The organism is Streptomyces polyasparticus (genome assembly GCF_014493765.1).
Lineage (GTDB): Bacteria > Actinomycetota > Actinomycetes > Streptomycetales > Streptomycetaceae > Streptomyces > Streptomyces polyasparticus.
Genome location: NZ_JACTVJ010000007.1, coordinates 504,237 through 524,453 on the forward strand (window position 1 = coordinate 504,237; position 20,217 = coordinate 524,453).

Genomic DNA, 20,217 nt, shown 5'->3' on the forward strand with positions numbered 1-20,217 from the left:
ACGTGAGGAGGGACGCCGGGGATGAGCACCAAGGACTTCATCGAGAAGGACTACTACAAGGTCCTCGGCGTCCCCAAGGACGCCACCGAGGCCGAGATCAAGAAGGCGTACCGGAAGCTCGCCCGCGAGTTCCACCCGGACGCCAACAAGGGCAATGCCAAGGCGGAGGAGCGCTTCAAGGAGATCTCCGAGGCGAATGACGTCCTCGGCGACCCGAAGAAGCGCAAGGAGTACGACGAGGCGCGCGCCCTGTTCGGCAACGGAGGCTTCCGTGCCGGACCGGGCGCCGGCGGCGGCTCCTTCAACTTCGACCTCGGCGACCTCTTCGGCGGTGGCGGCGGTGGTGCCCAGGGCACCGCGGGCGGCACCTTCGGGGGCGGCCTCGGCGATGTCTTCGGCGGGCTCTTCAACCGCGGCGGCGCCCCGGGCGGCACCCGTACGCAGCCGCGCCGCGGCCAGGACATCGAGTCCGAGGTGACGCTCAGCTTCACCGAGGCCGTGGACGGCGCGACCGTGCCGCTGCGAATGTCCTCGCAGCAGCCCTGCAAGGCCTGTTCGGGCACCGGCGACAAGAACGGCACGCCTCGTGTGTGCCCGACCTGCGTCGGCACCGGACAGGTCTCGCGCGGCGGCGGTGGCGGTTTCTCGCTCACCGACCCGTGTGTGGACTGCAAGGGCCGTGGGCTCATCGCCCAGGACCCCTGCGAGGTCTGCAAGGGCTCGGGCCGCGCCAAGTCCTCGCGCACCATGCAGGTCCGGATCCCGGCGGGCGTCTCCGACGGCCAGCGGATCCGCCTGCGCGGCAAGGGCGCACCCGGTGAACGGGGCGGTCCCGCGGGCGACTTGTACGTGGTCGTGCACGTGGACAAGCACCCGGTCTTCGGGCGCAGGGACGACAACCTCACGGTGACCGTCCCGGTGTCCTTCACGGAGGCCACGCTCGGCGGCGAGATCAGGGTCCCGACCCTGGGCGGTCCGCCGGTCAAGCTCAAGCTGCCCCCGGGCACCCCCAACGGGCGCACCATGCGCGCCCGCGGGAAGGGCGCGGTCCGCAAGGACGGCACCCGCGGCGATCTCCTCGTCACCGTGGAGGTGGCCGTGCCGACCGATCTGACCGACACCGCCCGTGAGGCCCTGGAGGCTTACGCGAAGGCGACTGAGGGCGAGGATCCTCGGGAAGAACTGTTCCAGGCCGCGAAGGGAGCTTGAGATGGACGGCCGTCGACGCAATCCGTACGAACTGACCGATGAGACACCGGTGTACGTGATCTCGGTCGCGGCCCAGCTCTCCGGTCTCCACCCGCAGACCCTGAGGCAGTACGACCGCCTCGGCCTGGTCTCCCCGGACCGCACCGCGGGCCGGGGCCGGCGCTACTCCGCCCGTGACATCGAGCTGCTCCGCCAGGTGCAGGCGCTGTCGCAGGACGAGGGCATCAACCTGGCCGGCATCAAGCGCATCATCGAGCTGGAGAACCAGGTCGCCGCGCTCCAGGCCCGCGTGGCCGAGCTCTCCGCCGCGCTGGAGGGAGCCGCCAGCGCGATGCAGCAACGTGAGGCGGCGGTGCATGCCTCGTACCGCCGCGACCTGGTCCCGTACCAGGACGTCCAGCAGACCTCGGCGCTCGTCGTCTGGCGGCCGAAGAAGCCCACGGACTGAGCGAGTCGTTCCGTACGAGAGCGCCCTTGTTGTTCTGCACGAGAGCCCCTTCCCGGATCCGGGAAGGGGCTCTCGTACGTCCTGCAGGGCGTACGTCCTGCAGGGCCGGTCAGCCGAGCTTGGCGCCCGCGCTGAACCGCTCCCGCAGGTGGGCGTCGATCCGGGCCTTCAGGGCGGCCGGGTCGTCCGTCAGCGCGGCCGGAAGCGTCAGACGCTCCGCACCGCCGGCGTTGAAGTCGAGCTCCGACTCGCGGGCGATCAGGGCGAGTTCCAGCGTGCCCCGCTCGTACTCCGAGGGGAACTTCAGCTCGATCTCCTGCCACCAGTCGACCGCCTGCACGGTCGTGCGCGCACGGCCCGGCTTGACCTCGGCCTCGGTGAGCGTGAACCCGAGCTCCTCCATGGCCCGCAGGACGGCGTCCTGGGCGGGCAGAGCGTGGATCTCGACCGGGTCGAGGTCGCCCTTGTCCACCGACTTGTCGATGGCGAGCTCCGTGCGCAGCGCGCTGTAGGCACCCGGGACCGGGCGGCCGAGCGCGTGCGTCAGCGGCATCTCGAGCGGCAGGTCGAAGGCCACCTTCTCCGTGCGCGTCTCCCCGGCGCGCAGCGTGAACGGGGCCTCGAAGGTGTGCTGGGCAACGGTGTTGAGGTACTTCTCCTCCTGCCCGTCCTTCGCCTCGAAGCGGACGATCAGCTCGACCGTGAACCGCTCGACCTCGACGTCGGCGCCACCGCCGCGCACGGCGACGGTCGCCGTCAGCTGCTCGCCCGGGCGGGCGATGTGGTTGTCGAGAACGGTCTGCACCTCGGGCGCGTTGATGCCGAGCGAGCTGAGCAACTTGCGGAAAGCCATGTGGTGTTACCCCCCAATACGTTGATCAAGTACAGCTTGCCGCACCTTAGACGATCAATCGGTCAGAAGGCGATAGTCAGTTCGACCGTGCTTTGAGATAGCCCGAGTGGGCCACCTGTCCGAGGAACTCGAACCGTGTCTCACCTGCCATGTGTTTCTCGAAGGCCTCTTTGATCCCGGCCCACTTGGGATGCCCGAAGTCGTCGAGGACGACGATCCCGCCGGGCGCGGCGATCCGCTCGGCCCACTCCAGGTCGGCGGCGACCCCCTCGGCGGAGTGGTCGCCGTCCACGACGATCACGCCGTACGCGCGGTCGGATACCTCGGCGCGCACGTCCGCGTCCTGTGAAAACCCTTGCCGGATACGGGCATCGGCGCCCACCAGCCGGAGGTTGGTCCGTACGGCATGCTCGGTCACCGGCGTGCCGGAGGCATCAGCGGCCATCGTCGCCCCAGGCTGCAGCTGACTGCCGGCCAGCGGATCGACGATCGTCAACTCGGGTGTGCGCCCGGTCCGTTGCATCATCCGGCTCAGACCCGCACTGAACATCCCGTACAACGTCCCGATCTCCAGGAAGTCGTCGTTCGGCGGATCGAGCAGCGGCACGGCCGAGAGCTTGCCCACGATGTTCATCGTCCCGCCCGCGATCCGTCCCACGCCCAGTGCCTCAAGGGCGATGAGCAGGCGGAACGCCTGCGCGACGGTCCGCTCGGCGGCCGCCCGCTCGGCCCCCGTCACCTCCGTCAACTCCGTGATGGTCCGGTGGAGATGGGGCGCCGAGGGCAGTCGCGACGCTCCGCGTCCCGTGCCGTCGAAGAACAGCTCGAGCGGCCGCTGCCGGTTCCGCAGCTGCTTCAGCTCCTGCTGGGTCACATCGGCGCGTGCCGACTGGTCGATGATGCGCTTGACCTGGCGCTCCACACGCTGGTCTATGAGCTGGGCGATCGGCCGCAGGGCACGTCTGCCGGCCTTGCTGGTGATGAGAGCTCGCATGGATGTGCGTCCTCACAGGGTTCGGAGATGTGGACCGTAAGTCGTCCCCGACGGGCCCACAACAAACGTGGGCGCCCAGGGAGGGAAAGCGCGGGTGGTGTGTTGATGGCGGAATGGGCGCGTCCGTGCACCCCGCGCCTCGGCGCCGGCGGTGTGGCGCCCGAAGCGCTCGTCGCGGTGACCGCCGGTCCCGTGTACGTGCGGGGTGCCGGTCAATCCGTACGACCCGCCTTGCCCCGCGAGCGCTGTCGGCACAATGATCCGGTGTCACCCGGCGGATGGGTGTCTGGCCGATGGCCGGTGGACGGTTGGTGGAGTGAACCATGGACAGGAGTGACCCTGGACGTGAGGCGCATCGGCATGGGGTCGACGACCTGTGCGAAGCCGCGGAACTCGGCTACGCGGTGGCGCTGCGGGAGGGCCGTGTGCCACGGGAGGTCCTGCACGGCGCGCCCTGCCTCCTGGAGCTGGACCTCCTGCGGCCCGACCCCATGGACGGCGAGTGGCTCCTGCCGGCCAGTCCGGGAACGGTGGTGTCCGGCCTCCTCGCGGATATCGAGGGCGACTTGGCGGCCGTGCAGCAGCGGATGGCCGCACTGGCCAGGACCGTGGACCGCCACCGGAGCCTGGGCGAGGGATCGGCGCAACTGAGCACTCCGCTCCGGGTGATCGAGGGGCTCGACCGGATCCAGGCGGCCATCAACGAAGCGGCGAGTCAGTGCGTCACCGAGCACGTCGGCATGCAGCCGGGCGGCATCCGCACGGAGAAGATGCTCAGGGACGCGCTGCCGCTGGTCCTGGACATGAAGCGGCGCGGTGTCCGGGTGCGCAGCCTGTACACGCATGTCGCCCGGCACGGGCACGGGCTCTACGCGTATCTGGAGCAGGTGGCCTCGGCGGTCGAGGTCAGGACGATCGACGTGGTCGCCGAACGGCTGGTCATCTTCGACAAGTCGGTGGCCTTCGTCCCGGCCGTGGCGGACCGCTCGGTCGCCCTGGAGATCCGCGTACCCGCGCTGGTCGAGTATCTCCTCGGTGTGTTCGACCGCTTCTGGCTGCTCGCGGTCCCGCTCTCCGAGAGCATCGCCGGCCAGTCGGCCGTCCCGGGCATCACCCACCGGGACCACGCCGTGGCCTCCCTGCTCGCGCAAGGCCTGACGGACGCGGAGGTCGCCGACCGCCTCGGGATGAACGTCCGTACGTGCAGGCAGCACATCAAGAAGCTGACGGAGGCGTTCGGGAGCAGCAGCCGGACGCAGTTGGGGGTGCGGATCGCGCAGGCGGGGCTTGATCGGCCGCCGCGGGCCGGAGGGCTCAGTCCTCCTTGAGGAGCCCCGACTCGCATATCAGATAGCCGAGTTGAGCCCGGTTCTTGCTGTCGAGAGTGCTGGCCAGTTTGGCCACATGAATGCGGACCGTGCGCACGTTCATGCCGAGCCGTTCGGCGATCTCGGCGTCGGTGTGGCCTTCGACGAGGAGGCCGGCGATGGTTCTCTGGCGGGAGGTGATGCCGTGCTGTGCACGACCCTCGGCTGCCACCTGAGGGTGCATGGGTGTGGCAAGGCGCCACAGGCGGTCGAACATGGTGGCGAAGAAGGTGATCAGGGCGGGGTGCCGTATTTCGAGGGCGGCCGAGTTGTCCGTGGCTGCCGGAATGTACGCGACGGTGCGGTCGATGACGATGAGCCGCTGCGGTACTTCGTCGAGAGTGCGGACTTCGGCTCGTGGACCGAGCTTCTCGTAGTGGCCCACAACGGCGGGCGCGTGGCGGGTGGTGTGCTGGTAGAGAGTGCGCATGCGGCCGCCCCGAGCGAGCATCTCCTGCTCACGGCGGAGATTTCTGGCCAGGAGTTCTGGGGGGCGAGTCCCGCCTGGTTGGACCGTCAGCAGTTCCTCGGTCGCCTCGGCCATGGACCCGCTGATGGCGTCATCGATCCGGGGCTGTCCGAGCACTGCCGTGATCAAGGGAGGGCTGGGGGGCGAGGAACTGCCAAAGCTGTAGGCCATGAGTGGCTCGAACGTTTCGACCAGGGCCAGTTCGCGCTCGCGTTGCTGCGCGATCGTTCTCGCGATGGTTCGCAGGAGGCGAGGCAAGGCGGCCGTCGGCGAGGTCGGCCGGAGCCGTCCCGTGTCCTCCAGGTCTGGGTACAGGAGACCGAAGTCGATCAGGCAGGGCGTTTGCTCTGCATCCGTATACGGAACCCAGCCTTCGCGGAGGGCTCGCTTGTAGAGCTCCGTTGCTGCTGGGCACAGTTGGTCTGCTCCATGGCCATGGGAAATCACTGATGCTGCTCCAGGATTCCTGACTGGGCGATCAGATAGCCGAGTTGAGCGCGACTTCCGCTGCCCAGGATGGAGGACAGTTTCGCGATATGGCCGCGGCAGGTTCGGACGTTCATGCCCAGGCGGCGGGCAATCGCTTCATCCACGTGCCCTTCGACCAGCAGCTTCGCGATGGAGTGCTGAATCTCCGTGATGCCGTCGAGCGCAGTTTCGTAGGGTGCGGCGGCTTGCAGGGGGACTGCGCGTCCCCAAATGAGCTCGAAGACTTTGATCAGGTAGCGGACCAGTCCGGGGTGGCGTAGTTCCAAGGCGATCTGACGGTCGTCACTGGCCGGGATGAAGGCCACGGTCTCATCGCAGATAATGAGCCGCTCGGCGAGCTCATCGATGGTGCGTATCTCGACCTTGGTGTTGGCTATGCGGTCCACGTAGCCGAGAATCTCGGCGCTGTGCCGGGCGGTGTGCTGGTAGATCGTGCGGACGCGGACGCCGCGTTCCACCAAGGACTTGTCGCGTTCCAGAGCCTTGACCAAGATGTCAGCTCTTCTCCGGCCGCTCGGCTGGACGGTGAGCATCTCGGAACGGCACTCTGCCGTTGCACGGTTCAGCGACCCGTTGATGAGTTCGACGCCCTCAAGAACGGTGATCGCGTGCGTCGGGCCGGTGGCCTGCGCGCTGATCGCCATGAAAGGCGTGAAAACGTCGGTCAGCTCGGTGGCGAGACGCCGGCGCTCGCTGATCTCACGCTCCAGCGGGTGGAGCCGCTGTGCGAGGGCTGTGAAGGGCATCACCGGGCGCAGCCACCGTGAATCATCCGGATCGGGATGGAGAAACCCCAGTTCGACCAGGCACGGGGCGGTCTCCACATCGGCTCGGGAGATGCGGCCCATGCTCAGTGCGGTGCCGTAGAGACGCGATCCGTCATCACACAGTTCAGTCACCGAGTGGTGATGTGTCTCAATTGAGCGGTTTGTGGTCAAAACTCCACCCCCCAGGGTCCTGAACGTGCAGGAACATGATGCATCGCTTCTGTGGCCATGACGTGGCCGAATGAGCCATCTTCGTCTTGGCGGGGGAGAGGAGACTTCAAGTGAGGACGAAGCCAACTATGTTCAAGCGAATGCTTCGCTCGGCGCTTGCCACCGCTTTCTCCGTAGCTGTGGTTACCGGGATTGCGAGCGCTATCGGCAACGATGGTGCGGCCATCCTCTCGGACAGCTACTGGGGGCGCGCTCAGCCGTCCGTAGTCGTTGATGTGCAGGCGGGCGCCTCTGCTGCCAGTGACGACAGCTACTGGGGCTGAGCACCATGACCACACCGCCCGATGATAGGCATTTCCGCCGCGAAATGGCCTCCGCCCAACGTGCAGGCTGGCACTTCATCGACCTCGTCACGGCCATCCCCCGCCCTGGCGACTCGCTGATGGTCACCCTGTTCGGTGAGCCGGTGGTGGTCGTGCGCGACGCGGAGGACGACGACGTCCGGGCCTACCGGTGCTTGCGCCGGCCCCGTGGTGCGCCGCAGCCCGTGCGGTGTGCGGTGCGCTACGGAATGATCTTCGTGAATCTCGATCAGCGCGACCATCAGCTGGTCGAACCAGAACCGATTTCCGCCACCCCCCGCAGTGCCTGACGCGATCCCCCGTCGTCAAACATCGCTCAGGCGCTTCCCCCCGCAGCGGCGTCACCGTGGACCTGAACACGGTGGCGCCGCTGTGCATTTGGCTCCGCCCCGGGTCCCCGGGCGGGTGGGCCTGCGGGGGCTTCGCCCCCTGCACCCCTATGGGGGCTCCGCCCCTCGCTCCTTTTCGCGCCTGAACGGCGCTTGTCCTCAAGCGCCGGACGGGCTGGAGTCGGACGCTCCGTCCAACGCGGCCCAACGCGGCCGCGCACCCGCGGACGCTCAGGCGGGCCCCATCACCCGCGCACACGCGGATACTCAGGCCCGCCCCATCGCCCGCGACAGCACCACCTCGATGAGGACCCGGTCCGGGTTCGGGGCCGGGGTGCGGGTGTAGCGCGTGGCGTAGCGCTCCACCGCGTCCGCTATCTGCGCCGCGTCCGTACGGATGTGCGCGATGCCCTCCAGCGTGGCCCAGCGGCCGCCGTCCACCTGGCACAGGGCCACACGCGCCCCCGCCGCCCCGGCCGCCAGGATGTTGGACACCTTGGTGCTGGACTTGTTCGTGATCACGCGCGCGACCCCGGCGTCCGGGTCGTACGTCGCACCGACCGGCACCACGTGCGGGGTGCCGTCGGGGCGCAGCGTCGTCAGGGTGCACATGTGCCGCTCGCGCCAGAAGCTGAGATAGGCGGCGTCGGGGTGGTGCGGATCGATGGCCATGGACCGGGAACTTAAGCCATGGGCATGTCCCCGCCGGCCGCAGGGGGTCCAGGTCGCGGCCTCCACGCAGGTCCTGCCGGGCCCCGCACGGGCTTCCGCCCACACCTTGAGCGGAATAGACTCAACTTTGTGTACGTTGGATGAGTCAGAGTCCGACACCGGAACGGTCCGACCCGAAACGCAGACGCACGCACCAGGAGGAACCCCACACGTGGACGCCGAGCTGACCAACAGGAGCCGGGACGCGATCAATGCGGCCAGCAGCCGCGCCGTGTCCGCCGGGCACCCCGATCTGACCCCCGCGCACTTGCTGCTCGCACTCCTCGAGGGTCAGGACAACGAGAACATCACCGACCTGCTCGCGGCCGTCGACGCCGACCAGGCCGCCGTACGGTCCGGGGCCGAGCGCGTGCTCGCCTCGCTGCCCAGCGTGACCGGCTCGACCGTCTCGCCGCCGCAGCCCAACCGCGAGATGCTCGCCGTGGTCGCGGAGGCCTCCAAGCAGGCCAAGGACCTCGGCGACGAGTACCTGTCGACCGAGCACCTCCTGATCGGCCTCGCCGACAAGGGCGGCCAGGCCGGCGCCGTACTGTCCAAGGAGGGCGCCACCGCCAAGCGCCTGCTCGACGCTTTTCAGAAGACGAGGGGTGCGCGACGCGTGACCACGGCTGATCCCGAAGGCTCGTACAAGGCACTGGAGAAGTTCGGGACCGACTTCACCGCCGCCGCGCGCGAGGGCAAGCTCGACCCCGTCATCGGCCGGGACCAGGAGATCCGGCGGGTGGTGCAGGTCCTGAGCCGCCGTACCAAGAACAACCCCGTGCTCATCGGCGAGCCCGGCGTCGGCAAGACCGCCGTCGTCGAGGGCCTCGCGCAGCGCATCGTGAAGGGCGACGTCCCGGAGAGCCTCAGGGACAAGCGGCTCGTCTCCCTCGACCTCGGCGCGATGGTCGCGGGCGCCAAGTACCGCGGTGAGTTCGAGGAGCGCCTGAAGACCGTCCTCTCCGAGATCAAGGAGAGCGACGGACAGATCATCACGTTCATCGACGAGCTGCACACCGTCGTCGGCGCGGGCGCCGGCGGCGACTCCGCCATGGACGCGGGCAACATGCTCAAGCCCATGCTCGCCCGCGGCGAGCTGCGCATGGTCGGCGCCACGACCCTCGACGAGTACCGCGAGCGGATCGAGAAGGACCCCGCCCTGGAGCGCCGCTTCCAGCAGGTCCTGGTCGCCGAGCCCTCCGTCGAGGACACCATCGCGATCCTGCGCGGGCTCAAGGGCCGTTACGAGGCCCACCACAAGGTCGTCATCGCCGATGCCGCGCTCGTGGCCGCCGCCACCCTCTCCGACCGCTACATCACCTCCCGCTTCCTGCCGGACAAGGCGATCGACCTCGTCGACGAGGCCGCGTCCCGGCTCCGTATGGAGATCGACTCCTCGCCCGTCGAGATCGACGAACTCCAGCGCGCCGTCGACCGGTTGAAGATGGAGGAGCTCGCGCTCGGCAAGGAGACCGACCCGGCATCGCAGCAGCGCCTGGAGAAGCTGCGCCGCGACCTCGCCGACAAGGAGGAGGAGCTGCGGGGCCTGACCGCGCGCTGGGAGAAGGAGAAGACCTCCCTCAACCGTGTCGGTGAGCTCAAGGAGCAGCTGGACGCCCTGCGCGGCCAGGCCGAACGCGCCCAGCGCGACGGCGACTTCGACACGGCGAGCAAGCTTCTGTACGGGGAGATCCCGGCCCTCGAGCGGGAGCTGGCCGAGGCCTCCGAGGTGGAGCAGGAGGTGTCGCAGGACAAGGACACCATGGTCAAGGAGGAGGTCGGCCCGGACGACATCGCGGACGTGGTCGGCTCCTGGACCGGTATCCCGGCGGGCCGCCTGCTCGAAGGCGAGACGCAGAAGCTGCTGCGCATGGAGCAGGAGCTGGGCAAGCGCCTGATCGGCCAGAGCGAGGCCGTGCAGGCGGTCTCCGACGCCGTCCGCAGGACCCGCGCGGGCATCGCCGACCCCGACCGCCCCACCGGATCGTTCCTGTTCCTGGGCCCGACCGGTGTCGGCAAGACCGAGCTGGCGAAGGCGCTGGCCGACTTCCTCTTCGACGACGAGCGGGCGATGGTCCGTATCGACATGTCGGAGTACGGCGAGAAGCACAGCGTCGCCCGGCTCGTGGGTGCGCCTCCCGGCTACGTCGGATACGAGGAGGGCGGACAGCTGACGGAAGCGGTACGCCGGCGCCCGTACTCCGTCGTGCTGCTCGACGAGGTCGAGAAGGCGCATCCGGAGGTCTTCGACATCCTGCTCCAGGTGCTCGACGACGGGCGCCTGACCGACGGGCAGGGCCGCACGGTCGACTTCCGCAACACGATCCTGATCCTCACCTCGAACCTCGGCAGCCAGTATCTGGTCGAGCCGCTGTCGAGCGAGGAGGAGAAGAAGCAGCAGGTCCTGGAGGCCGTCCGGGCGTCCTTCAAGCCCGAGTTCCTCAACCGGCTCGACGACCTGGTGGTCTTCTCGGCCCTGACGAAGGACGAGCTCGCGCACATCGCCGAGCTGCAGATCGCCCGCCTGGCCAAGCGCCTGGCCGAGCGGCAGCTCACGCTCGACGTCACCCCGGCCGCGCTCGCGTGGCTGGCCGACGAGGGCAACGACCCGGCGTACGGCGCGCGCCCGCTGCGCCGCCTCATCCAGACCGCGGTCGGCGACCGCCTCGCGAAGGAGATCCTCGCGGGGGAGGTCAAGGACGGGGACACGGTGCGGGTGGACGTCGCCGGGGACGGGCTGATCGTGGGACCGGCTGCGTAAAGGGACGGACTCCCCGCGTCCGCCCGCAGCGGAACCCCCGGACCCGCCCCGGGCGGGCCTTTACAAGCCCCGCCCGGCATGGGGGAGGATGGGCCAATCCGTACGAAGGGAAATACACGGTGAGCATCGACCCGTCCTCGATTCCGAATTTCGGGGGCCAGCCCAAGCCCGAGCAGGCCGCAGCAGGACCGGCGGGCGCCGTCGTCCCGGACCAGGACCTCGTCAAGCAGCTTCTGGACCAGATGGAGCTCAAGCACGGTGTGGACGAAGAGGGTGACCTCGTCGCGCCGTGGGAGGAGTTCCGTACGTACTTCATGTTCCGCGGCGAAGGCGACCAGGCCGTCTTCTCCGTGCGTACGTTCTACGACCGGCCGCACCCCATCGAGTCCAAGACGCAGATCCTCGACGCGATCGACGACTGGAACCGCCGCACCCTGTGGCCCAAGGTCTACAGCCACACCCACGAGGACGAGGACGGCACCGCCACCCTCCGCCTCATCGGTGAGGCCCAGACGCTGATCGGCACCGGTGTGCTCCTCGAGCACTTCGTGTCGTCCACGGTCAGCTGGGTCCGCGCCGCGATCGAGTTCGACCGCTGGCTGGTCGAGCACCTCGGCCTGGTCGAGGAAGTCGACTCGGCGGAGAAGCCCGAAGAGGACTGATCCCCGGCGGACTCACAGGGGAATCCGGGCCACGGCCACGAGATACGCCCCATAGCCGAACGAGAGCCCGGCCAGGGCCGCGACCACCACGGTCGCGTGCCAGGGCCGGGTTTTCGCCGTACGGGCCAGAGCGCGCGCGAGCGGGATCAGGAGCGGGAACGCAGGCAGCAGGAAGCGGGCCTTGGACTCGAAGAAGCCCGAGCCGCCGAGCACGATCAAGAGCAGGACTCCGCTGTACGCGAGGAGCGCGAGCGGTGCGCGGTCGGCGATCAGGAGCGCGTAGAGGACCACGGCGGCGGCCACGATGACCAGGGTCATCGGGAACACGAAGCGCTCCCCGTCGAGCAGCATGTGCCGCGTGAACCGCAGGGACGCGAGCCCGAGGTCGAAGCGCGAGCCCCAGCCGTCCTGCACCCCGAAGTACCCGCCGAGCAGATCGCCCTTGCGCCGGCCGACCCACAGGACGTACGCGCACCAGCCGGTGGGCGCGAGCAGCGCCGCGAGCAGAGCGCGCCGGCTGCCCCGTCCCCGTACGGTCGCGAAGGCCGCCACCACGATCACCGCCGCCGCCACCGCGAAGCCGTTGGGGCGCGAGAGCCCCGCGAGCGCGGCCAGGGCGCCCGCCCACAGCCAGCGGCCGGTGAGCAGCGCGTACAGGGACCAGGCCGCGCAGGCCGTGAGCACCGGCTCGGTGTACGCCATCGACAGCACGACCGAGTGCGGCAGCAGTCCCCACAGGAGTACGAGGAGCGTGGCGGTGCGCCGGTCGAACAGGTGCGCGCCGATCGCGAAGATCCCGTACGCGGCGAGGGCGGCGGCGAGCCAGGCCACGAGGAGGCCGGCCGCGCCGCCGCTCACCGGGAGCACCGTGGTGACCGCGCGGATCAGGCCCGGGTAGAGCGGGAAGAAGGCCAGGTCGCTGTGGGTGACCTCGGGGCCGAAGTGCAGGGTGCGGCCGTAGCCGTGGGCCGCGATGGCCTTGTACCAGCGGGCGTCCCACGAGGCGCCGAGCAGCGCGGAGGTGTCCTGGCCGGTGCGCCGGGCGACCGCCGCGAGCACCGCGATTCCGGCGCACCGCGCGGCGGCGAACGCCCCGAGCGCGACGACCGGGGCGGGCAGGCGCGCGACTCGGCCGCTGAGCTGCGGCCAGGCAAGGGTCTGAGTCACATGCGTACGATGCGCTGTTTGTCCCGCCTATTCGGCTACGCGCGCCCGGGGACCCACCAATCCGTTACGTGGACTTCGGCTGTTGTACGGGGAGCTCGGGGGCCGGACGGCTGCCTGCAGCGGCGACAGATGTGACGTGATCCTTACGGTGGGTCCGGAAGGGCTGACGGGGTGGCGGCCGGCGGTGTGGACTCCTGAGCGACCGAATTGTCGATCGTGCGCTGGAGTTGTTGATGAGACCGGTTGTTTCCGTTCGTTCTGCTCGTGCCGTTCGTTCCGTCCTGGTGGTGGCCTCGGGACTGGCCGCCGTCGGTCTCGGTCTGCCCACCGTCGCGTGGGCCGCGACCCCGGACGTCCCCGAGGCGCTGCGGATATCCGACGGCCCGTACGCGGGGTTCCAGCAGTGCGGTGCCCAGACCCCGCCGACGTTCGCCGCCGACAACCAGTTCGGGCCGCTGTTCGCCGCCTCGGTCAGGGGAATCGAGCCGCAGCCGAACCTGGCCGGCACGATCGAGATCGCCCGCCTCGGCGAGCAGCCGCTGCGCACGGTCTCCGTCAACACCGGCCCGAACGGCCACACCTGGGCCGTGCAGCTCCCCGCGGACACGTTCAGCCCGGGCGACTACCAGTGGCGGATCCGCGCCCAGAACGCGGACGGCCCGTCCGCCTGGTCCCCCTGGTGCGGCTTCGACGTCACCGGTCCCGCGACCACGCCCACGGAGTCCACGTACAGCCCCGACGGCGGCAAGCACTGCCTGGACGTGAGCGGCGCGAGCAAGGAGAACGCCGCGCGCGTCCAACTGTGGGACTGCAACGGCTCCTTGGGCCAGATCTGGAAGAGCACACCCGAGGGCACCCTCGTGAACCCGAACTCGGGCAAGTGCCTGGACGTGGCCGGCGGCGGCACGGCGAACGGCACCGGCACGCAGATCTACAGCTGCAACGGCACCGGCGCCCAGCAGTGGCGCTACGACCAGCCCACGGCCGCCGCGTTCAGCAACCCCCAGTCGGGCAAGTGCCTCGACGTCCCCTACGCGGACTTCACCAACGGCGTCCGCGTCCAGATCCACGACTGCAACGGGACCGCCGCCCAGGTGTGGAAGCGCTACTGACGCAGCCTCGGACGCGGCTACTTGCCGGACAGGCCGAGATTGGCACCGTCACGAAGGTCGGGAAAGCCCTGGGCGAGAACGGCGGCCGGCTCCAGGCACGCCTTGCGGGTGGCGGCGTCGGCCGGATTCTCCAAGCAGCCCAGGTCCTCATAGGCGGCGGCAGCCTCCTGGATCTCCTCGGCGACCGACCGCAGGCTGCCGAAGCCGTCCTGGCCCTTGATCTGGCCCAGGGCGAACGAGGCACCATCGGCCGTCGCCTTCGCGGCGTCGGCGCACTCCTGCGTGAACATCGCGGACGATCCGGTGGAGCAGGGGGAAAGGTCACCGGAGCCGAACCGCTTCTCGCCGGCGGAGATCCTCGACTCGACCGCGGACTTGACCTTGTCGGCCGTCGCCGCCTTCTCGGACACCTCGGCCGCGGAGGTGCTCGGCGAAGGGGGCGGTGCCGGATCGGCGTCGCTGCCGGAACCGGTGCAGGCGGAAAGCAGCGCGGCAGCCGCCGCCATGCCGCTGGTCATCAGCCACCGTCTGTGTCGGTTCACGTGTCCCCACCCCTGCGTCGGACGTCGAGCGCGTCACCATAGCCCGCCCCGCCTGTGAGCCCCCTCGGGGGCCCATGGGCGGGGCTTCGGGTGGTTGGGGCAGGTGGAGTCAGAGTCGGCCGAGGCGTTCGACTGCCTCGTGCAGGACGGATTCCTTCTTGCAGAAGGCGAACCTCACCAGCGACCTCCCCGCCTCCTTGTCGTCGTAGAAGACCGAGGTGGGGATGGCGACGACGCCCGCGCGTTCCGGCAGTTGGAGGCAGAAGTCCACGCCGTCCTGGGCGCCGAGCGGGGTGATGTCGGTGGTGATGAAGTACGTGCCCGCCGGGCGGTAGACCTTGAAGCCCGCGTCCTCGAGTCCCGCCGCGAGCAGGTCGCGCTTGGCGCGCAGTTCCTCGCGCAGGGACGCGAAGTACGCGGGCGGCAGGGCGAGGCCCTCGGCGATCGCGTACTGGAAGGGGCCCGAGGCCACATACGTGAGGAACTGCTTGGCCGTGCGGACCGCCGTGACCAGCTCGGGCGTGGCGGTGATCCAGCCGACGCCGTGTTCATACACTCATTCGCATGCCGCGCAACAAGCCCACCAGGGGCTCCTCCAGCACCACGACCGCCGCCGGTGAACCGGCGGCGGTCTACTGCCGAATATCCCAGGCCGATGATGACGACCAGACCGGTGTCGACCGCCAGGAGCGCATCTGCCGGGAGATCGCCGAGCGTCGCGGCCTAGTGATCGACCCCGCCCACGTCTTCGTCGACAACAGCCGCTCGGCGTGGAGCCGCAAGCGGAAGCGTCCCGGCTGGGACGAGCTGCTGAGCGAGGCGCGGGAGCGCCGCTTTCGGCACATCATCGCGTACCACCCGGACCGTCTGATGCGGCAGCCGCGCGACCTGGAGGAGCTGCTCCAGGTCTCTGACGATCACGCGATCACCCTGCACGGGGAGGCGAATCGGCGCGATCTGTCGGACCCGGACGACCGGTTCATCCTGCGTATCGAGGTCGCGCATGCGTGCCGGTCCTCGGACGACACCTCGCGTCGGCTGAAGTCCGCCATGCAGGATCGGGCGAAGGAAGGGAAGCCGCAAGGCGGCGTCCGGCGCTTCGGGTACGCCCCGGGCGGGATGACGATCGTCGAGGAGGAAGCGGAGATCGTCCGGGAGGTGTTCGACCGCTTCCTGAAGGGTGAGGGGCCGGCGCCGATCGCGAAGGATCTCGCTGAGCGGGGTATCAAGACGGCTGGCGGCAAGGCGTGGAACGCCGGCACCGTGCGGGCTCTGCTCGATTCCCGACATGTGGCCGGAATTCGCATGCACCAGGGCGTGGAGGTTGGACCGGGGACGTGGCCCGCCATCATCGACGCGGGGATCTGGGAAGAGGCCAAGGCGCGGCGTGAATACCGGTCGGCCATCCAGCAGGAGGTCCTGAGCAAGCCTCGGCAGCGGTACTACCTGCTGCGGGGCCTAGTGATGTGCGGACGCTGCGGAACGATGATGTCCGGCATGGTCAAGGGGTCGGGGCCGGCGTACGTGTGCAACCGCCGGGGCCGGAACGACGAGAAGAAGTGTGTGCGGTCCATCAGGGCGGAGTCGCTGGAGGAGTTCGTCGCCGACGCCGCGGTCGCGCTCCTCGGCAAGCTTCAGGTCGACGGCAAGCTCGCGAGCAGCAACCTGGCCGAGGGCACCGCCAAGGAGCTGGAAGGCGACCAGCAGCAGCTCGCCGAGCTGAACCAGATGTGGACGGCCAAGGAGATCTCCACGGCGGAGTACCGCAAGATGCGCAAGGAGATCACCGATCGCATCTCGAAGTCTCAACGCAAGGTGGTCGTAAGGCCGTTGGTGCTGCTCGATGGGCTGACAGGGGAGGGGGCTCGTGCGGCTTGGGAGGCCGCAGAGATGACGGAGGAGAGGCGCAACGCGGTGCTGCGGTTCCTGTTCTCCGGAGTGGTCATCGACGAGCCGAAGAAGTACGGCCGGTACATGGACTGGGACCGGATCGCCATCGAGCAGAACCCGCTATAGGCGCAGTGAACGGGTATGGGCAGGGTGCAACATAGCCGATGATCCCCGGTTACCGAAACCGGGGATTCTCCGGAGAGTGGGTCGTGCCGCACGGGGCTGACCTGCCAGTTCGCCGTGTGCGGTGAGCGCTGCCCTGGACGTTGGAGCGTCCGGGGGCCGACGGCGCGTACGACCGACCGCCCATGAGCACCGGCGGCGTTGAGCCTGCCAGTTCGGCGTCGCCAGCGAGGACCCGTGCATGCAGCAGCCGTCCCACGACCTGACCTCTGCCCCCATGTCGAGCCGACCTACCCAGATGACCGCGAGGGAACGGGCACTGACCCGGGTCTGCGAGGGATTCCGTACGACGATCAGCCCGCACAGTGCCGCGCGGCTGGCCGACCTGATGCCCCTCACGACGTACGCGAAGGCGGCATAGCCGCCGCAGAAAGGGGAGCGGCCCCCGGTGTTGGAGCACCGAAGGGCCGGACGACTCCCGGATGACCGCCCGTAAACGATCTGCCTGATGCCAGAGCCTGCCAGCCCTGAACGGCATCAAGTGAGGAGTTCTGTGCCCCAGGGTACGTTCCCGCCTGCCCACGTCGCATCCCCGCAGCCCGACGCCTCGGACGAGCTCGGTTGGACTGTCCCGTCCACGCCGTCGCACGACCGGGAGGCCGAGCAGGCGGTGCTTGGTGCCTGCATGTTCCAGAGCGCGGTCATCGACGGCGTCCGTCAGATCCTGGAGCCGGGGGACTTCTATCAGCCGGCGCACACCACGATCTGGCACGCGTTGCTGGAGCTGCGGAAGCAGAACGCTCCCACCGATCCCATCGCGCTGACCCATCAACTGCGGTCCACGGGTGACCTGACCCGTATCGGCGGCCCCGCGTATCTGCACACACTGGTCGGCGTCGCCGCGGCCGGCAGTGGCGCCGAGTACTACGCCGACATCGTGCGCCACCACGCCGATCTCCGGGCCCTTCAGGCCACGGCGATCCGTGTGCTGCAGGGCGCCACCGCGCCAGGAGCCGACCCCGCGCAGGTTCGTGGCTTCCTGACGGCCTCGCTGAGCGAAGCATCCGACCGAGCCCGGCACAGCTCGGGAGGACGGCTTCACCAGTACGCCAAGGACGGCTGGTCCTTCGTGAACGACGCCCCCACCAGCACCGCGCCGGTGTGGGGCACGCCGGGCAGAGCGGCCTGGGCGTCGGGGGAGAGCCTGATGTTGGTCGGTCCGCCCGGGGTGGGGAAGTCGACGATCGCGCAGCAGATCGTCATGGCCCGGCTCGGCTTGTACGCCCAGGTCCTGGACATGCCCGTCCAGGAAGGCGAGAAGGTCCTCTACATCGCCGCGGACCGGCCGAGCCAGCTCGCCCGCGCCTTCCACCGGATCGTGCACAAGGAAGACCGCGACATCCTGCGGCAGCGCCTGGTGTTCTGGGGCGGCCCGCTGCCCGCCTCGCTCAACAACGAACCCCAGCTCCTCGCCGAGCTGGCCGCCGAGCACAGCGCGGACACTGTCGTGATCGACAGCCTGAAGGACGTGGTCGGCAAGCTCACCGACGACGAGGCGGGACTCGCGTACAACAACGCCCGCCAGCAGCTGCTGCGTAACGGCGTCGAGCTGCTGGAGCTGCACCACCAGCGCAAGCAGGGCCCGGACGTCTCGCGCAACCAGCGCCCGGTCCTGGACCAGGTGTACGGGTCGGCGTGGTTCACCGCGGGCGCCGGCAGCGTCCTCTTCCTGAGCGGAGCGGCGGGCGACCCCGTGGTGCAGCTGCATCACCTCAAGACCATCGACGACGAGATCGGTCCGCTGCCCGTCCTGCACGACCACGCCCGCGGTATGTCGCGCGTCGACACCAGCCTCGACCCGCTCACCCTGCTGCGTCAGGCGGGCAGCCACGGGCTCACCGCCCGCCAACTCGCCACGCAGATCACCGGAGAGGCCAACCCCAGGCCGGCCGACCTGGCGAAGGCCAGACGACGCCTGGAGGCCCTCGCCAAGAGCGGCCATGCGGTGCAGGAGAACGGCGCCGGGGGCGGGGCCGGCGGCGGCCAGGCAACTCGCTGGACGGCCGCCACTCGCCAACTCACCGCCGTCTCCTGACCTTCTCGGCTCCGCGTACGCGCTCCCGTAGGCGCTCCGGTTCGCCGAGAGCGCCTACGTACCGCCTCCACGGCGTACGAGTCGCGCGAAGCCGCAGGTCAAACGCCTACGCCCGGTCGTACGGCGCATCCGCGCCCCAGCGCCTACGCGCGGCCCCCTCCTTGGAGAGGGGGCCGCGTAAGCGCCACTCCGCGACCGCCACCGTCCTCATCACTGATCACTGGAGACCCCTGCATGCCCCTCGCACTGATAGCTGTCCCGGGTAGCACCGAATCGCTTCTCCCTGGTTGGGCCACCTCCCCGACGACCACGGCCGTGCTGCTCGTACTACTCATCGCCCTCGCCGTTGTTGCCGGGTGGATGATCCGGCAACAACGGCGCCAAGCTGACGGCGCCAACCGGCGCCGCACGATCGTTGCCGTGCGGGTGGCTGCTGCGGCCGCGGTCGGCTGTACCGCCTACACCGCGGACACCAGCTGGCGGTTCGCCGGCGACTACCTGGACATGGGCAGCACCGTGGAGCGGGCCTTCATGTTCGCGACGGCCGAGTTCGCCCTGTTCGCACTGGCCTTGATGGCACGCCAGAACCTGAAGAGCCCAATGCAGGCTCCCGGGCTTCCCGGCGTGCTGGTGTGGGTGATCACCGGTGCGCAGATCATCCCGGCGTACGCCGAGTCAGGCCCCGTCGGTGGCACGGTTCGCGCGCTGATCGGTCCGTTCATGGCCGCGATGCTCTGGCACCTGGCCATGGGCATCGAACTCCGCCGTCACGACTCGCAGGCGGCGTCCCGCAGCCTCGTGGCGATCCTCGCGCGGCAGGCACGTGAGCGCCTGCTGGCCCGCCTCGGAATCGCGGACCAAGACGCGGATGCCGCGCGGCTGATCCGGGAGCGAGCCCTGAGCCGGGCGGTCACGTTGATCCTCCGGATCGAGGCGATGCCCGAGAAGAAGCGCGCCGGGAGGAGTGGCCGGCGCGCGGCTCGGCACCTCCACGAAGCACTGGAGCAAGCCGGTGTCGATAGCGATCCTGTCCAGGACGGGCTGTTGCTGCGCAAGCTCGGCACCCGTCAGCAGGCGACTCGGCTCGCCTCGCTCCCACTGCCCGACCGGTGGGAGACGCCGGGTGCCCGAATCCCTCAGTCTCGTGCTGCCGCTGCGAAGCGGGCGGTTCCTGCGCGCCCAACTGCCTTGCGGGATGCGGGCAGTGAAGTCGTACGCCGGGCAGAGCGTCCGGGATCGACTGCCCGACTGGGATCGCCCATGGGCCCTGAACTTCCGCAGGGCGCCGGCGCAGAGCCGGATACGGGCATGCCCGCGGAGGCAGATCCGGGCACGGACTCGGGCCCGAAGCGCCCGGGTCCCAAGCCCGACCTCTCGCGGGACGACCTCATCGCGTACGCGGAACGCATCTTCCGCGAGACGGGGCGCCTCTCGCGTGACTCCCTCAAGGCGGCCGTTCGCGCCGACGACCATCAGGTCGGCACCGACGTGGCCCAGAGCGTCGTCAACGCCGTCAAGGCCGAGCGCCAGGACGCCGCCCGTACAGACCACCCCCACTGATCGCTGAGCCGCCCGGTCGTTGTCCGCACCGCCGAGGTCTATGTGCGACCGCGCGCCGCCTGAATCCACCGCAGAACCCCGAGACCCAAGGAACCTCACCATGCACAACCCACGGCTCCACGACCTCAACGCA

Annotated in this window: 18 protein-coding genes and 1 pseudogene; 11 read left to right on the plus strand and 8 right to left on the minus strand. The window is 69.4% G+C overall.

Annotation, left to right across the window (positions count from 1 at the left end; all coding sequences use genetic code 11):
* The first annotated feature begins 21 nt into the window (after positions 1-21).
* A complete protein-coding gene (gene dnaJ, locus H9Y04_RS17890; RefSeq protein ID WP_187814866.1) occupies positions 22-1,209 on the plus strand; it encodes a molecular chaperone DnaJ in 1,188 nt (395 codons plus the stop codon).
* Between the two features lies 1 nt (position 1,210).
* The gene (locus H9Y04_RS17895) at positions 1,211-1,657 is read left to right on the plus strand and encodes a heat shock protein transcriptional repressor HspR (protein ID WP_187814867.1); all 447 of its coding nucleotides are present in this window, start codon (positions 1,211-1,213) and stop codon (positions 1,655-1,657) included.
* A gap of 109 nt (positions 1,658-1,766) precedes the next feature.
* Here the strand turns inward: H9Y04_RS17895 and H9Y04_RS17900 are convergent, their stop codons facing one another.
* Positions 1,767-2,510: a sporulation protein gene (locus H9Y04_RS17900; protein ID WP_187814868.1), complete on the minus strand. Its 744-nt coding sequence runs from the start codon at positions 2,508-2,510 to the stop codon at positions 1,767-1,769.
* A gap of 76 nt (positions 2,511-2,586) precedes the next feature.
* Positions 2,587-3,504 carry a class I SAM-dependent methyltransferase gene (locus tag H9Y04_RS17905; protein ID WP_187814869.1) on the minus strand — a complete coding sequence of 306 codons (918 nt, stop codon included), beginning with the start codon at positions 3,502-3,504 and terminating at the stop codon, positions 2,587-2,589.
* A gap of 323 nt (positions 3,505-3,827) precedes the next feature.
* Here H9Y04_RS17905 and H9Y04_RS17910 point away from each other — a divergent pair, with 323 nt between their 5' ends.
* Positions 3,828-4,832, plus strand: a complete 1,005-nt coding sequence (locus H9Y04_RS17910) for a winged helix-turn-helix transcriptional regulator (protein ID WP_187814870.1) — start codon at positions 3,828-3,830, stop codon at positions 4,830-4,832.
* Here the strand turns inward: H9Y04_RS17910 and H9Y04_RS47740 are convergent.
* Together H9Y04_RS47740 and H9Y04_RS17920 are read right to left on the minus strand one after the other, a co-directional pair.
* A complete protein-coding gene (locus H9Y04_RS47740) occupies positions 4,819-5,415 on the minus strand; it encodes a helix-turn-helix transcriptional regulator (protein ID WP_306660146.1) in 597 nt (198 codons plus the stop codon). The two genes, H9Y04_RS17910 and H9Y04_RS47740, sit on opposite strands and share 14 nt — an antisense overlap.
* A gap of 368 nt (positions 5,416-5,783) precedes the next feature.
* Positions 5,784-6,728 carry a helix-turn-helix transcriptional regulator gene (locus H9Y04_RS17920; RefSeq protein ID WP_438818117.1) on the minus strand — a complete coding sequence of 315 codons (945 nt, stop codon included), beginning with the start codon at positions 6,726-6,728 and terminating at the stop codon, positions 5,784-5,786.
* Positions 6,729-7,095: 367 nt separating this feature from the next.
* Here H9Y04_RS17920 and H9Y04_RS17925 point away from each other — a divergent pair, with 367 nt between their 5' ends.
* The gene (locus H9Y04_RS17925) at positions 7,096-7,419 is read left to right on the plus strand and encodes a Rieske (2Fe-2S) protein (RefSeq protein ID WP_187814873.1); all 324 of its coding nucleotides are present in this window, start codon (positions 7,096-7,098) and stop codon (positions 7,417-7,419) included.
* Between the two features lie 306 nt (positions 7,420-7,725).
* Here H9Y04_RS17925 and H9Y04_RS17930 read toward each other — a convergent pair whose 3' ends face one another.
* Entirely contained in the window at positions 7,726-8,130 is a 405-nt protein-coding gene (locus H9Y04_RS17930) for a pyridoxamine 5'-phosphate oxidase family protein (RefSeq protein WP_187814874.1), read from the minus strand.
* A gap of 211 nt (positions 8,131-8,341) precedes the next feature.
* On the opposite strand from H9Y04_RS17930, the gene clpB reads away from it, so the two are divergent.
* Both clpB and H9Y04_RS17940 read left to right on the plus strand, forming a co-directional pair.
* Positions 8,342-10,933, plus strand: a complete 2,592-nt coding sequence (gene clpB / locus H9Y04_RS17935) for an ATP-dependent chaperone ClpB (RefSeq protein ID WP_187814875.1) — start codon at positions 8,342-8,344, stop codon at positions 10,931-10,933.
* A 119-nt stretch (positions 10,934-11,052) separates the two neighbouring features.
* Entirely contained in the window at positions 11,053-11,595 is a 543-nt protein-coding gene (locus tag H9Y04_RS17940) for a type III secretion system chaperone family protein (RefSeq protein WP_187814876.1), read from the plus strand.
* A 12-nt stretch (positions 11,596-11,607) separates the two neighbouring features.
* On the opposite strand, the gene H9Y04_RS17945 is transcribed toward H9Y04_RS17940, so the two are convergent.
* Positions 11,608-12,762 carry a glycosyltransferase family 39 protein gene (locus H9Y04_RS17945; RefSeq protein ID WP_187814877.1) on the minus strand — a complete coding sequence of 385 codons (1,155 nt, stop codon included), beginning with the start codon at positions 12,760-12,762 and terminating at the stop codon, positions 11,608-11,610.
* A 287-nt stretch (positions 12,763-13,049) separates the two neighbouring features.
* On the opposite strand from H9Y04_RS17945, the gene H9Y04_RS17950 reads away from it, so the two are divergent.
* Positions 13,050-13,874, plus strand: coding sequence for an RICIN domain-containing protein (locus H9Y04_RS17950; RefSeq protein WP_187814878.1), 825 nt, complete (start codon positions 13,050-13,052; stop codon positions 13,872-13,874).
* Between the two features lie 17 nt (positions 13,875-13,891).
* Here H9Y04_RS17950 and H9Y04_RS17955 read toward each other — a convergent pair whose 3' ends face one another.
* Complete coding sequence (locus H9Y04_RS17955) at positions 13,892-14,416, minus strand: hypothetical protein (protein WP_187814879.1); 525 nt, start codon at positions 14,414-14,416, stop codon at positions 13,892-13,894.
* A 109-nt stretch (positions 14,417-14,525) separates the two neighbouring features.
* Positions 14,526-14,957: pseudogene (locus H9Y04_RS17960) on the minus strand (aminotransferase class I/II-fold pyridoxal phosphate-dependent enzyme); the annotation flags it as partial.
* A gap of 23 nt (positions 14,958-14,980) precedes the next feature.
* On the opposite strand from H9Y04_RS17960, the gene H9Y04_RS17965 reads away from it, so the two are divergent.
* The 4 genes from H9Y04_RS17965 (at position 14,981) to H9Y04_RS17975 (ending at position 20,084) form a co-directional block, all read left to right on the plus strand.
* On the plus strand, positions 14,981-16,432 hold the full coding sequence (locus H9Y04_RS17965; protein ID WP_187814881.1) for a recombinase family protein: 1,452 nt from the start codon (positions 14,981-14,983) through the stop codon (positions 16,430-16,432).
* 238 nt (positions 16,433-16,670) lie between these two features.
* Positions 16,671-16,850, plus strand: a complete 180-nt coding sequence (locus H9Y04_RS46160; protein ID WP_214661301.1) for a hypothetical protein — start codon at positions 16,671-16,673, stop codon at positions 16,848-16,850.
* Between the two features lie 87 nt (positions 16,851-16,937).
* The gene (locus H9Y04_RS17970) at positions 16,938-18,524 is read left to right on the plus strand and encodes a DnaB-like helicase N-terminal domain-containing protein (protein WP_187814882.1); all 1,587 of its coding nucleotides are present in this window, start codon (positions 16,938-16,940) and stop codon (positions 18,522-18,524) included.
* A gap of 315 nt (positions 18,525-18,839) precedes the next feature.
* Positions 18,840-20,084: a hypothetical protein gene (locus tag H9Y04_RS17975; RefSeq protein ID WP_308801016.1), complete on the plus strand. Its 1,245-nt coding sequence runs from the start codon at positions 18,840-18,842 to the stop codon at positions 20,082-20,084.
* Positions 20,085-20,217 lie beyond the last annotated feature (133 nt).

Bases quoted from the DNA above. Each gene is read 5' to 3' on its own strand.
- H9Y04_RS17930 (WP_187814874.1), bottom strand. From the start codon at position 8,130: ATGGCCATCGATCCGCACCACCCCGACGCCGCCTATCTCAGCTTCTGG.
- H9Y04_RS17895 (WP_187814867.1), top strand. From the start codon at position 1,211: ATGGACGGCCGTCGACGCAATCCGTACGAACTGACCGATGAGACACCG.
- dnaJ (WP_187814866.1), top strand. From the start codon at position 22: ATGAGCACCAAGGACTTCATCGAGAAGGACTACTACAAGGTCCTCGGC.
- H9Y04_RS17900 (WP_187814868.1), bottom strand. From the start codon at position 2,510: ATGGCTTTCCGCAAGTTGCTCAGCTCGCTCGGCATCAACGCGCCCGAG.
- H9Y04_RS17965 (WP_187814881.1), top strand. From the start codon at position 14,981: ATGCCGCGCAACAAGCCCACCAGGGGCTCCTCCAGCACCACGACCGCC.
- H9Y04_RS17970 (WP_187814882.1), top strand. From the start codon at position 16,938: ATGCCAGAGCCTGCCAGCCCTGAACGGCATCAAGTGAGGAGTTCTGTG.
- H9Y04_RS17925 (WP_187814873.1), top strand. From the start codon at position 7,096: ATGACCACACCGCCCGATGATAGGCATTTCCGCCGCGAAATGGCCTCC.
- H9Y04_RS47740 (WP_306660146.1), bottom strand. From the start codon at position 5,415: ATGGCCGAGGCGACCGAGGAACTGCTGACGGTCCAACCAGGCGGGACT.
- H9Y04_RS46160 (WP_214661301.1), top strand. From the start codon at position 16,671: ATGCAGCAGCCGTCCCACGACCTGACCTCTGCCCCCATGTCGAGCCGA.
- H9Y04_RS17910 (WP_187814870.1), top strand. From the start codon at position 3,828: ATGGACAGGAGTGACCCTGGACGTGAGGCGCATCGGCATGGGGTCGAC.
- H9Y04_RS17905 (WP_187814869.1), bottom strand. From the start codon at position 3,504: ATGCGAGCTCTCATCACCAGCAAGGCCGGCAGACGTGCCCTGCGGCCG.